Origin of the sequence: Sphingopyxis sp. Root154 (assembly GCF_001427105.1) — a bacterium.
GTDB lineage: Bacteria > Pseudomonadota > Alphaproteobacteria > Sphingomonadales > Sphingomonadaceae > Sphingopyxis.
This window is the reverse complement of sequence record NZ_LMGI01000002.1, coordinates 1,149,490-1,160,823: the sequence shown is the minus strand read 5'-3', so window position 1 is coordinate 1,160,823 and position 11,334 is coordinate 1,149,490. Positions and strand designations below refer to the sequence as shown.

The following is an 11,334-nucleotide window of genomic DNA, read 5'->3' as shown; positions in this document are numbered from 1 at the left end:
CGATCGCGCTTTTACCGCGCCCGGTGACGAAGATCATCTGTTCGATCCCCGCCTCGCGTGCCTCGTCGACCGCATATTGGATCAGCGGCCGGTCGACGACGGGCAGCATTTCCTTGGGGATCGCCTTGGTCGCGGGGAGGAAGCGGGTGCCGAGGCCGGCAACGGGGAAGACGGCTTTGCGGATCGGTTTCATGCGCGAGGGCTTAGCTGTGAACGTCGGTCAAGAAAAGGGCCGGGACAGCCGCGATGGCCGCGTCACTGCGGCGTGACGATCACGACCACGCGCCGGTTGTCCTGCCGCCCCTCCGCTGTCGTGTTGCTCGACAGTGGCAGCGTCTCGCCGCGGCCGACGATCTGGTCGGCGGTAAACTGCATGCCGCCTGCCTGCATCGGCGCCGCGACGGCTTGCGCGCGCGCCTGCGACAGCGTCAGATTATACGCCGAGGTGCCGGTCGAATCGGTATGACCTTCGACCCGCGCGGTCGCGATGCCCACCGAGACGAGCTTGGCGGCGATATCGCTGATCCGCTGTTGCTGGTCGGGCGACACGCTGCTTTCGTTCGAGGGGAAAAGCAGTCGTTCGGGCATGCTCAGCATCCACCCGGGACCGTCTTCAACGAAGCCCTGCGACTGGAGGGCGGCAATTTGTACCGGGGTGAAGCCGGTGGTTGGCGGCACGCTTTGGCACGCCGCGAGCAACGCGGCGAAGCCGATGAGGACAAGAGTCCGGATCGATCGGGGGAAATCAAATGTCACGGCGTCACTCCGCTGGTCATCATCTGGAACGGTTGATCAGTTTGTCGGCATACATGGCGGCGTCGGCTGCGGTGAGCAGCGCGGTGGCGTTGGTGCCATCGTCGGGAAAGACAGCGACGCCGACGCTGACCGCTGCGCGGTAGGTTTCACCGCCGGGCAGCGCGACGGGCTGGGACACGCAGGCCCGGATCCGGTTCGCCAGATCGTCGGGGACGGCTTCGGCGTCGAGCGGGTCGATGATGACGATAAACTCGTCCCCGCCGATCCGTGCCGCGAAATCGCCCTTGCGAAGTGTTTCCTTGATACATGCCGATAGCGCGACGAGTACGGTGTCGCCCGCGGCATGGCCGAAATTGTCGTTCGCCGCCTTGAAGTTGTCGGCGTCGATGAAAAGCAGGGCAAAGCGGTCGCCACGACCCTCGGCCTTCCGGATGCGCTCCTCCAGCTGTTCGTCGAATGCGGCGCGGTTCGGCATCGCGGTCAGCGTATCGTGCGACGCGCGGTGCGCCAGCATCGCGCGCTCGGTTTCCATATGCCCCTGCCAGCCCTGCAATTCGTCGAGCAGCGCGTTGATATCGCCGCCCAGCCTGTCGAGCTCGGCAATGCCGAGCGGCTTGACCCGTTTGTCGAACCGGCGATGCAGGCGTACGTCGTGGGCAACGGTCGCAATTTCGTTCAACGGCTTGACCAGCTCATATTCGAAGCGCCGCGCGAGGAAGATGGTGCCGAACGCCGTGATGAGCAGACAGCCGAGACCGGCGAGCAGGCCCAGCCGGACATAATCGATCAATGTCGAACTGTCGCCCCACACCTCGATCGTGCCGATCGCCGATCCGTTACGCTGGACAGTGACGGCGAAGGGGCGAGGAAAGAAGATGCGGGTCAGGGTCGGCGCCGGGTCGGCGACGGGCGAGGTCCATTCGGTGACCGGCCGGCCGACGTCATTGAGCACGCGGAGCCGCGCAATGCCGGGAATGCGGGTCAAGGGTTCCAATCCTTCGCGGACCGCCTGCGGATCGTTGAACACCAGCGCGGGTTCGACGCCATAGGCGCCGAGCTGAGCGGCAAGTTCCATATTGCGATCGGCATAGCCGCGCAGCGCGGTGACCCCGGCGAGCAGGATGGTCAGGCCCGAAAGCGCGACCGCGAACAGCGTGATACCGAAATGAAAGCGCGACAGCAGTTTTTGCAGCGTCGTGCGCGCGCCGATCCGTTCGACCGGAGGTGTGGGCGTCGGGCCGGTCATGACGCGCCCCCTTCGCCGCCGCCGATCCGCAGGACACGCGGATCGATGCGCAGCGGGCCGCGCCCGATCGCGTCGATATTGACCGAAAAGCTGATGCTCGCCGCCTTGTTGTTGAGGCAGAACATCGCGCCATAGATGCATGCGGCATCATCGTCGGTGATGGTCAGGATCGGGCGCCCACGTACCCAGGCGATGAGTTGTCGGCGATCGGCGACGGGCATCCGGCCGAGAAACAAGATGTCGCACTCGGGGGTGACGGTGGCTGTGGTCACCCGGCGGACCGTGACTGAGCCGGGCCCCGGAACATCGGGCGCCATGCGATCGGTCAGCCGCGGCGCGCCAACCACGCACATCGTCCGGGCTGCCGCCGCCGAACCATGGGGCCAGCGCGCATAGCTGACGATGCCGCCCACCATCCGGTTGACGGCGCGCGTCATCCCGCCCGACCCGTCTTCGACAGCGGTCTGGCTTGCGGCTTGAACCGACATCTGGGGCGTCGTCACCAACGCGCCGATCAGAAACAGTGATGCCAGCACCTGGCCGCGCCCCCAACTGCGTTTCAGGGGCATCCTGCCCCAGCGAAGGCGCGTCCGCTAGTCAAAACAATTGGAAAGTCAATGAAAAGTGACGCTATGCAACCATGCTGCAACCGCAGCAGCATCGATTTGCGCTCATCTATTCGGCGCGCAAACGGTCACTAAATCCCTTGCGCAATTTGGCCAGCTTCGGCGGGATCACCGCCATGCAATAGGGATTGCGCTGGCCTTCGCCATCCCAATACGCCTGGTGGTAATCTTCGGCCGGATACCATTGGGACGTGCCCTCGATCGTGGTAACGATGGGCGCGGGCCAATCGGCCGCGGCGCGGGTGATTCCGGCGCGCGCGGCACCGGCCTGCGCCGCATCGAGCGGGAAGAGGGCGCTGCGATACTGGGTGCCGATGTCGTTACCCTGACGGTTGAGCGTCGTCGGATCGTGCGTCGCAAAATGGACGTCGAGCAGGTCGTCGTAGGAAATTACGGCAGGGTCGAAGGTGATGCGGATCGCCTCGGCGTGGCCGGTGTCACCGCTGCAAACCTGCTTGTAGGTCGGATTCTCGACCGTCCCGCCGATGTAGCCGCTCTCGACGCCCTCGACTCCGCTGAGCGACTGGAACACGGCTTCGGTGCACCAGAAGCAGCCTCCGGCGAAAATGGCGGTCTCACGGGTCATGGCGTCGATCCTTGCTGGGGGAAATGGAATGCTCCCAAAATAGGATGCGTGCCAGGCTATTCCAAGGGCGGCGGGGCGTCGACCAGCGGCGGGTGCAGCGGCCGGCCGGCCCTCTGCAGCGAAGCGATCGCCGCCGCCTCTGCTTCGAGCGACGCAACGCGGTCGCGCCAGTTCGGATGCGTGCTGGCCTGGAACATCGGCCGCCCCTGTCGCTGGCCGAAGCGCGACCAGAAGCGCGCCGCCACGGCCGGATCATAGCCCGCCCCGGCGAGCAGCCACACCGACAGCCGATCGGCTTCGACCTCGGTCTGCTTGAACAGGCGCGCGTTGCGGCCGAATTGTTTGCCGACGCCGCGATCGACCCCAGCGGCGTCGAGCCGCGCGCGGTGACGCAGGATATTATGCGCCAGCTCGTGCGCGATCGCGGCCGCCAGTTCCTCGTCATCGGCGGCGAAATCGCCAAGGCCCTGATTGACGAGGACCATCCGCCCGTCCGCGACGGCGCCCGGCTTTTCGTTGGCCTCGACCCGAAAGTCGCTGACGCAACCAGCCACCGGCGTCAGGGTGACGACATGTCCGGCGCCGATATGCAATGCAATCGCGGTGTCGACCGGCCGTGCCGCCATGTTGCCTTCGATCGCGGTGATGCGTGCAAAGGGATGGTCCCCGGTTCCGTCGGGGACGGGCGCGCCGGCTATCGCTGTGACGGGTGTGCCGACCCTCATCCCCGTCGATGCGGCGGGTGAGTGCGGGGCCAGCGCCGCGATGAAGGCGTGCACCTGGTCCTCGGCGCCATAAGCCGCGAGCGCCTCTGTGCGCCGGTCGGCGGTGTAGAGACGCGGGTCGCCCCATATCCACCCGAATTGCGCCTGGCGCACTGGACACCAGGCGGCGTTGGCGGTCGTCAACCGGAAGCCGATGGTCGCGACGCGCGCCTCGGTCAACGCCAATGCGGCATAGGGCGATTGTCCGGTGGGCGCCGCCGCCAGGGCGGGCGCTGCCATCGACGCCAGCAGAGCGGCAAGGATCATCGGGGCGCGGCGCGGCATCGGCACCTCCTAACAAGTCGCACCTGTCGGGGCCATGAATTTCCCCCGGATGCGGGCGTCCGGACCTCTTGCCTATCGCCCGGCAAGCGCCGATAGGGCGGGCAATGACGCACGCCTCTGTCTTGCCGGCGCCCGCCGCCCGCCAACCCCGCCCCGCGGCGCTCGTGCGCTGGCTCTGGGCGGTCGCACTGCTCGTGATCATCGTGGTCGGGGTCGGCGGTATCACCCGCCTCACCGAATCCGGGCTTTCGATCACCGAATGGCGTCCCGTTTCCGGCGTGCTGCCGCCGCTGAGCGAGGCCGGATGGATCGCGGAATTCGAGAAGTATAAGCAGATCCCCGAATATAAGGAGATCAACCTCGGCATGACGCTGGCGGGGTTCAAGGCGATCTTCTTCTGGGAGTGGCTGCACCGTATCCTCGGCCGCCTTGTCGGCATGGCGCTGGTCGTGCCGCTGATCTGGTACGCGTGGCGCCGTGCGATCCCCGCCGGTTACGGTTGGCGCTTGCTTGCGCTTGCCGCGCTCGTCGGGTTGCAGGGCGCGATCGGCTGGTGGATGGTTGCCTCGGGCCTCGAATATCGCGTCGACGTCAGCCATTTCCGCCTCGCCACCCATTTGCTGACGGCGCTCTTCCTGCTCGCGGGGCTGGTGTGGACGGCGCGCGACCTGGACAGGCTGGCGCGCGATCCCGCCGCGCGGCCGGCGCGCCTGACCGGACCCGCGATCGGCGTCATCGCGATCCTCTTTGTCCAGCTGCTGCTCGGCGCGTGGGTCGCGGGGCTCAATGCCGGCTATGTCGCGAGCAGCTGGCCGCTGATGAACGATCATTTCGTGCCCGAGGGTATCGACTGGGCGGGCGGCGCCTGGCTTGCGCTGACCAACGATCCCTTCCTGATCCATTTCCTCCATCGCTGGTGGTCGTGGATTGCGGCGCTCGCGCTGCTTCTCCTCGCGCGCAGCTTGTCGCGGCAGGGCGCGCGTATCGAGGCGCGGCTGCTCGTCGCGGTTGTTGCGGCGCAGATGCTGCTCGGCATCTGGACCGTCGTCTCGGGCGTTTCGATGTGGGTTGCCGTGTGGCATCAGGTGACCGGCGCGATCCTCGTCGCCATCGCCGCGGCGGGGCTTCACCGGCTCGGCCGCCGCTCCGCATGATCGCGGCGGGCAGCCTCGGCGCGCTATTGCTGCTGGCGGCCCAGCCTCTTCCGCCCCCTGCGCCGGACGATGTTCCAGCCGCAGCGACCACGCGTTTCCAGTTCGCTCCCCCGGTGGGCCGCCCGATGACCTATCGCGTGACCACGCGCCGGATCGGCCGCGAGGGGTCGTTGATCAACTTCTCGCTCGTCTATGCGCTGCAATGGCAGCGTGTCGGGCGCGGTTACCGCCTCGAAGCGGTGCTGCAGCGGATCGATTCGGATGCCCGGCCGGAAGTGACCCGCGCGCTGTCTTTGATGCTGGAGCCGCTGGTCGGCGAAGCGATGGCGTATCTTGTCGCACCCGACGGCGGCCGTATCGATCTTGTCGATCCGGAAGGATTGTGGGCGCGAGTAACCGCGCGGATAGAAGCGGTGGGCGCCAAGGCGGGACGGCCCGAAGCCCGGCAACTGGCGCAGTTGATTGCCGTGCTGCCCGCCGCCGAGCGCGACCGGCTGGCGACCGCCGATATTCGGGCGCTGGTTGCGCCTGCCAATGGCGCCATTCCGGTCTCGGCGCAGGCGGACGGTGCGAGCGTGTCGATCATGCACGACGGCGCGTTGCAGACGATCGCCAAGGTCGAGCGCGATTCGGCACCCGTCTCCGGCACCGCCAAGCCGTTGGAAATCGACAATCTGTGGGCCGTCGACACCGTCACCGGGCTGGTGATGCGCGAGCAGCGACAGAGCTGGATCGTCGAGGTGGACAGCGATGGGCGAACGCTCGTCGAAGAGCGCGTCCGCGCGCTGGAGTTAGTTCCGTAAAGGCAAAGGTATTATAATACCTGTCAGCAAAGCCGCGATCTGCTTGACTTTCCGCCCGGTTGGCGCCATTGGCCCGCTCCGAAGCGCCGCTGCGCCCCTTCCAGGGTCAGGCGGCGCGGTTTGTTTCGGGCGGCGGCATGGCTGCTGTCCTGGTCCATATCTGTCAAGGAGGTCGCCATGATGAAGGCGCTGACCAAGACGACTGTATCGGCGAACGCCGCGACGGTCGAAAAGAAATGGGTGCTGATCGACGCCGAGGGTCTCGTTGTGGGCCGCGTTGCTTCGATTATCGCCAACATCCTGCGCGGCAAGCACAAGCCGTCGTTCACCCCCCACGTCGATTGCGGTGACAATGTCATCGTCATCAACGCGGAGAAGGTGGCGTTCACCGGCAAGAAGCTGCAGGACAAGCGTTACTACAAGCACACCGGCTATGCCGGCGGCATCAAGGAAACGAGCCCCGCGAAGATTCTCGAAGGCCGTTTCCCCGAGCGCGTGCTCGAAAAGGCTGTCGAACGCATGATCCCGCGTGGCCCGCTCGGCCGCCAGCAGATGCGCAACCTGCGCATCTTCGCCGGCACCGAACATCCGCATGAAGGGCAGAGCCCCGAAGTGATCGACGTCGCGTCGATGAACCGCAAGAACAAGGTGGGTGCATAATGGCTGACGAACAGACCATGACCGATCTCAAGGATCTCGCCGGCGCCGTCGAAGGCACCGTCGCCGCTCCGGTTTCGACCACGCCGCTGCGTGAAAAGATCGTCGACAAGCAGGGCCGCGCCTATGCGACCGGCCGCCGCAAGGACGCCGTTGCCCGCGTGTGGGTCAAGCCCGGCACGGGCAAGATCACCGTCAACGGCCGCGACCAGGAAGTCTATTTCGCACGTCCGACGCTGCGTCTCGTCATCAACCAGCCCTTCGGCCTGACCGAGCGCGTTGGCCAGTATGACGTGATCGCAACCGTCAAGGGCGGTGGCCTCTCGGGCCAGGCGGGCGCCGTGCTGCACGGCATCGCACAGGCGCTGACCCGTTTCGAACCCGCGCTGCGCGGCGTTGTGAAGACGGCCGGCTTCCTGACCCGCGACAGCCGCGCCGTCGAGCGTAAGAAGTACGGTAAGGCCAAGGCCCGTCGCAGCTTCCAGTTCTCGAAGCGCTAATCAGTTTCTTCCGTCGACGGACGGAGAAAGGAAGGGCGGTCCGGCAACGGGCCGCCCTTTTCCGTTGCAGATTAGCCAAGAAGGTCGAGGCTCCCGAGCGCGAGTGCCTGCCGCGCCGGCCGTTCGGCCATCACCGCGAACATCTCGTCGCCGCGTGCTGTGCGTTCGACGCTCATCGATGCGAAGACTGCCATGAAATAGCCGCTCAAGGCGCCGACGCGGTAATCGGTCCACAGCGCTTCGGCATCGGGCTGAACGCCCGCGGCGGCCAATGCCGCGATCCAATGGTCGAAGGCGGGCCGGTCGGCGGCGGCGCGCTCGAACGGGTCGGCGATGCTGGTGCCGACCAGATAGGCGAGGTCGGCGGCGCCGCTGCCGCGCCCCAGCGTCTGCCAGTCGACGATCCAGCAGGCTTCGCCTTCCGGCGCGAATAGGATATTGTCGACACGCAGGTCGCCATGGACGATCGTCCGGACCGAAGGCTCGCGCGCCAGATAGGCGTCGAGTTTCGTGACGAGCCCGGCGCCGAGGTCGAGCACCTCGGGCGCGAGCCTTGCCGCATAGCGTTCGCGAAAGCCGATATAGAGCTGGGGGAACAGCGTGCGGATCAGCCCGGCATTGTCGCGTGCAAGCAAGGGCATCTGCGCGAGCCGGGCGTCGTTCCACAAATATCCATGAAGCTTTGCCGCCGCTTCGATGCAAGGGATCAGTCCGGAGAGGCCGAGACCGGCAAGCTGGTCGCCCGCCCGTGCCGGAGCGAGGTCCGACAGGATCAGGACAAAATCGACGTCGTCGTCGGCGATGTCGCAATAATGGCATATCGGCGCGGGGACGCCGCTGGCGGCGGCAAGCTCCCGATACCAGCTGATTTCCTTGACATAGGTGCCGGTAAGCTTGGCAATATTGCGGCTCGCCTCGTCATGGCTGGGACATTTGGCGATCACCGTCGCGGGGGCCTCGACACCAGCGTCCCAGTCGAGCGTCAGGCGATAGCTGTCGCACATCTGCCCGGTGCCGACCTTCGCCGCGACGAAACCTTTCAGTTTTTCCGGGTGTCCGAGCACCGCACCAAGCCATTCTGGCTGCATCGCCTCGGGCGAGGTCGGAAACCTCACGGCGCGGGATCCATCAGGCCGGTGAGCCCCGTTGGCGCGTGCGGCCCGACGAACAATTGTTCGAGTACGCCGATGCCGCTCTCGCTGCGGTCGCCGTCGGCGAGGTCGGCGCGGACGAGCGCCTGTACATGCATCGCGAGCGGATTGCCCCACGTCCGTTCGGCTTCGGACAGGCTGTCGTGCGCGACCTCGAGCTCGCCATGATCGAAACCGTGACCCCAGACCGGGTGGGTATAACCTAGCCCGCTCATCGCGAACACGGGCCCGCTCGGGCTGAGCGTCAGGCGCGTGCTGTCATTGAAATCGGCGGTCAGCTTGCCCAAGCGCCGCGTGCCCGGCTGCCATTCGGCTGCAAATGCGGGGTCGGCATAATGGCGCTCGCTGCCCCCCCTGCTTGACGCGCCGCCGACCAGCACCGCGCGGCGGTTCCACGGGCTTCCTTCGCCGTCGTCGTTGCTGTGAAAGAAGAGCGAGCGACCCTCAAAATTGCACGGCGTCCACAGCCAGAAGAATTGGTGAAAATTGCCCTGCGGCGGCGGCTGTGGTTCGGCAGCCCCGACGGGACGGATGCCCCAGCTGCGGTCGCGCGTTCCGGCCCAGTCGGCGCCGACATCGACGCGCGCGCCATCGACAGAAAGCCATCCCGACCAATGGCCGTTCTGCGTCATGCGCGTATAGTCCATGAACAGGCGCGTACCGTTGCGGCGGGTGAAGCGCGGTTCCTCGATCGGGAAATGCCGCGCAGTGAAATGGAGTTCGCCCGCGAGCGGCCCGTCGTTCGCGGCGATGCGTAGCGTCAGCCGTTCGAGGGGTACGTCGATGGCGATCGCGATCGGACCCACCGACAGGTCGAGCCGCTCGCCCCCCGACCGGCGGCTCGCGCGCAGATTATGCTGCATCCCGTCGACCAGCACGCAAAAGGCCGCGTCGACGATACCGAGCTGTGGATAAAAACCCATCGCGGCAGCGAAAAAAACCGATCCGTCGGGCGAATAGCCGTTGAAGAAATAGCGATCATAGAAATTGCGGTCGGTGCCGGCGAAGGCAATCGGCTCGGCGCTCTGGTGCAGCGGGAAATCGTCGCCCTTGGTCAGCATCGTCTCTCATCCCATTTTGCGTTTTTTCTTGCAACGTAACGGGATACGGCGCGGCGTCAATGCACCGGCGGATCGACTGGCGGTACGGCGTCGATCGGTGCGACGGGTTCGCCCGGTTCGCGCGGCGGCAATGCATCGGGCGGCACGTCGTCGATCTGCATGTCGGGGGTCGGAACCGCCTCGACGTTGCGAACACGGACTGCGATGTCGCCGTCCTTGATCCGCAGCTCGTTGAAGCTCGGCGGGGTCGAGCGGATGCGCTGCGACAGCGTGCCCGCGCCGATCATGCGGATCGGGCCTGCTTCGGTTTGCGCGACGAGATCGAAGGCGTCGTGGACATGGCCGGTGAGCACCGCCGCGACGCCGCGCTTGGCCAGTTCGCGCAGCGCGCGCGCGCCGCCACGCGTTAGCGCGCGGCCGCGCGTGCCCGCTTCGACGAGCGGATGGTGTGCGGTGACGAGTAGCGTCGCGCCACGCGGTAGCGCGTCGATTGCAGCGAGCGTCTTGGCGAGCGCTTTGGGCGTCACCCAACCCTTCGACCAGTCGAGTCGCCATTGTGCGCGCGCGGTGGTCTTCAGCGGCACCACGGCGACGCCGGGCAGGTCGAGTTCGCGCTCGACGAGCGCCTCGATTCCGCGGATGCGGCGATAGGGGTCGAAGAAGCGCTCCAGGGGGTTGAAATAGGGGAGGTCGTGATTGCCGACCTCGACCGTCACCGGCACGTCGAGCGCGCCGATCCAGTCGCAAGCGGCGGTGAATTCGCGGCTGCGCGCGCGCATCGTGAGGTCGCCGGTGATCAGCACCGCATCGGGTTGTTCACGGCGCACGCATTCGCGGAACCAGGCGAGCGCGGCGCGATCCTCGAGCCCGAAATGGAGGTCGCTGATATGGAAGAGCCGCGTCATGGCTTGACAGGCGCGGTAGCGAGGAATGCGAGCGGGCTGCGTTCGAGGCGATAGGTTGATCCTGACGGCAATTCGGCGGGTTCGCCGTCGAGGAGCAGGCCGATCGCGCCCGTACTTTCGATGACGACCGCGCTGCGCTCGGACAGGTCGACGCTCGGACCCTCGCGAAAATCGCCGCCGAGCCACGCGATCCCGTGGCTGAGGATCGACCCCGCGCTGTCGGTGATCAGCCCCTCTGCAAGAATGCGATCGGGCTTTGGCGTCAGGTTGATCGCCTGGAACGACTGGTCCGAACCGCGGATGCGGACGCCATCGCCATGAAGTGTCGCATCGATCGCTTCGGGGATGGTTTCGGCAAGGCCGCTGAAGCTGAGCGAGCGGAACTGTTCGCGAACCTCGGCCCATGCGGTGGTCGGCCCGGCAATCACGCCGATATAGGCGCGCCCTGCGTCGCAGAGGATTGTCGGCGGATGGACGCTCTGCGCCTTGCCGGTGAGCGCGTCCTGTAAGACATCTTCGGGATTGCGATCGCCGTGCAGCGTCTTGTGGAACAGGTTGAGCGTACCACCGGGGAGCGGGAGCATCGCGCCGCCCCATGCTTCAAGCTTGCTCGCGGCGGCGTTGAGCGTGCCGTCGCCGCTGAGGACGAGTAGCAGGTCGACGCCGTCGTTCTGTAGCGTGGCCGCAGACGGCAGCTCGTCGTCGGGGAGGACGGCCGTGCGGACTAGCGGGGCGCCCGTCGCGCGGCATATCTCGGTCAAACGGCCGACGAGCGCCTCGTCGGAACTGCCGCTACGCAGATTGCAGACAAGGGCGGGGCGCGAGAAATTGCTGGTCATC

At 66.4% G+C, this 11,334-nt stretch carries 14 protein-coding genes; 4 read left to right on the top strand and 10 right to left on the bottom strand.

Annotation, left to right across the window (positions count from 1 at the left end; genetic code table 11):
* The 6 genes from ASD73_RS23215 to ASD73_RS11205 all read right to left on the bottom strand — a co-directional run.
* Positions 1-193, bottom strand: a 193-nt coding sequence (locus ASD73_RS23215) for a sugar phosphate nucleotidyltransferase (RefSeq protein WP_156377462.1), incomplete at its 3' end; no start/stop codon positions are given.
* Positions 194-255: 62 nt separating this feature from the next.
* The gene (locus tag ASD73_RS11225) at positions 256-756 is read right to left on the bottom strand and encodes an OmpA family protein (protein WP_056372335.1); all 501 of its coding nucleotides are present in this window, start codon (positions 754-756) and stop codon (positions 256-258) included.
* A gap of 19 nt (positions 757-775) precedes the next feature.
* Positions 776-2,002 (bottom strand): diguanylate cyclase, encoded by a 1,227-nt coding sequence (locus ASD73_RS11220; RefSeq protein WP_056372333.1) that lies wholly within the window; start codon positions 2,000-2,002, stop codon positions 776-778.
* Positions 1,999-2,538 (bottom strand): YfiR family protein, encoded by a 540-nt coding sequence (locus tag ASD73_RS11215; protein ID WP_056373535.1) that lies wholly within the window; start codon positions 2,536-2,538, stop codon positions 1,999-2,001. Before ASD73_RS11215 ends, ASD73_RS11220 begins: the two co-directional genes overlap by 4 nt.
* A gap of 139 nt (positions 2,539-2,677) precedes the next feature.
* Positions 2,678-3,214 carry a peptide-methionine (S)-S-oxide reductase MsrA gene (msrA, locus tag ASD73_RS11210; protein ID WP_056372330.1) on the bottom strand — a complete coding sequence of 179 codons (537 nt, stop codon included), beginning with the start codon at positions 3,212-3,214 and terminating at the stop codon, positions 2,678-2,680.
* A 56-nt stretch (positions 3,215-3,270) separates the two neighbouring features.
* Positions 3,271-4,263, bottom strand: a complete 993-nt coding sequence (locus tag ASD73_RS11205; RefSeq protein ID WP_056373533.1) for a M48 family metallopeptidase — start codon at positions 4,261-4,263, stop codon at positions 3,271-3,273.
* 104 nt (positions 4,264-4,367) lie between these two features.
* On the opposite strand from ASD73_RS11205, the gene ASD73_RS11200 reads away from it, so the two are divergent.
* The 4 genes from ASD73_RS11200 to rpsI all read left to right on the top strand — a co-directional run bounded on the left by ASD73_RS11200 (position 4,368) and on the right by rpsI (position 7,377).
* On the top strand, positions 4,368-5,417 hold the full coding sequence (locus tag ASD73_RS11200; protein WP_056372327.1) for a COX15/CtaA family protein: 1,050 nt from the start codon (positions 4,368-4,370) through the stop codon (positions 5,415-5,417).
* Complete coding sequence (locus ASD73_RS11195) at positions 5,414-6,220, top strand: hypothetical protein (RefSeq protein WP_056372325.1); 807 nt, start codon at positions 5,414-5,416, stop codon at positions 6,218-6,220. Before ASD73_RS11200 ends, ASD73_RS11195 begins: the two co-directional genes overlap by 4 nt.
* Before the next feature lie 180 nt (positions 6,221-6,400).
* The gene (rplM, locus tag ASD73_RS11190) at positions 6,401-6,880 is read left to right on the top strand and encodes a 50S ribosomal protein L13 (RefSeq protein WP_056373531.1); all 480 of its coding nucleotides are present in this window, start codon (positions 6,401-6,403) and stop codon (positions 6,878-6,880) included.
* The gene (gene rpsI, locus ASD73_RS11185) at positions 6,880-7,377 is read left to right on the top strand and encodes a 30S ribosomal protein S9 (protein ID WP_037517835.1); all 498 of its coding nucleotides are present in this window, start codon (positions 6,880-6,882) and stop codon (positions 7,375-7,377) included. The genes rplM and rpsI overlap by 1 nt, the downstream gene beginning before the upstream one ends.
* Before the next feature lie 71 nt (positions 7,378-7,448).
* On the opposite strand, the gene ASD73_RS11180 is transcribed toward rpsI, so the two are convergent.
* From ASD73_RS11180 to ASD73_RS11165, 4 genes are read right to left on the bottom strand one after another with little or no spacing between them, the layout of a single operon-like run.
* Positions 7,449-8,492, bottom strand: a complete 1,044-nt coding sequence (locus tag ASD73_RS11180; protein WP_056372323.1) for a phosphotransferase family protein — start codon at positions 8,490-8,492, stop codon at positions 7,449-7,451.
* Entirely contained in the window at positions 8,489-9,589 is a 1,101-nt protein-coding gene (locus tag ASD73_RS11175; protein ID WP_056372321.1) for a hypothetical protein, read from the bottom strand. Before ASD73_RS11175 ends, ASD73_RS11180 begins: the two co-directional genes overlap by 4 nt.
* 56 nt (positions 9,590-9,645) lie before the next feature.
* Positions 9,646-10,494 carry a metallophosphoesterase family protein gene (locus tag ASD73_RS11170; protein ID WP_056372318.1) on the bottom strand — a complete coding sequence of 283 codons (849 nt, stop codon included), beginning with the start codon at positions 10,492-10,494 and terminating at the stop codon, positions 9,646-9,648.
* The gene (locus tag ASD73_RS11165; protein WP_056372316.1) at positions 10,491-11,333 is read right to left on the bottom strand and encodes a diacylglycerol/lipid kinase family protein; all 843 of its coding nucleotides are present in this window, start codon (positions 11,331-11,333) and stop codon (positions 10,491-10,493) included. Before ASD73_RS11165 ends, ASD73_RS11170 begins: the two co-directional genes overlap by 4 nt.
* Between the last annotated feature and the right edge of the window lies 1 nt (position 11,334).

What these genes read in the sequence shown, in the direction of transcription:
- rpsI (WP_037517835.1), top strand. Translation starts at nt 6,880, where the DNA reads ATGGCTGACGAACAGACCATGACCGATCTCAAGGATCTCGCCGGCGCC.
- ASD73_RS11205 (WP_056373533.1), bottom strand. Translation starts at nt 4,263, where the DNA reads ATGCCGCGCCGCGCCCCGATGATCCTTGCCGCTCTGCTGGCGTCGATG.
- ASD73_RS11200 (WP_056372327.1), top strand. Translation starts at nt 4,368, where the DNA reads ATGACGCACGCCTCTGTCTTGCCGGCGCCCGCCGCCCGCCAACCCCGC.
- ASD73_RS11175 (WP_056372321.1), bottom strand. Translation starts at nt 9,589, where the DNA reads ATGCTGACCAAGGGCGACGATTTCCCGCTGCACCAGAGCGCCGAGCCG.
- rplM (WP_056373531.1), top strand. Translation starts at nt 6,401, where the DNA reads ATGAAGGCGCTGACCAAGACGACTGTATCGGCGAACGCCGCGACGGTC.
- ASD73_RS11170 (WP_056372318.1), bottom strand. Translation starts at nt 10,494, where the DNA reads ATGACGCGGCTCTTCCATATCAGCGACCTCCATTTCGGGCTCGAGGAT.
- ASD73_RS11220 (WP_056372333.1), bottom strand. Translation starts at nt 2,002, where the DNA reads ATGACCGGCCCGACGCCCACACCTCCGGTCGAACGGATCGGCGCGCGC.
- ASD73_RS11165 (WP_056372316.1), bottom strand. Translation starts at nt 11,333, where the DNA reads ATGACCAGCAATTTCTCGCGCCCCGCCCTTGTCTGCAATCTGCGTAGC.
- ASD73_RS11195 (WP_056372325.1), top strand. Translation starts at nt 5,414, where the DNA reads ATGATCGCGGCGGGCAGCCTCGGCGCGCTATTGCTGCTGGCGGCCCAG.
- msrA (WP_056372330.1), bottom strand. Translation starts at nt 3,214, where the DNA reads ATGACCCGTGAGACCGCCATTTTCGCCGGAGGCTGCTTCTGGTGCACC.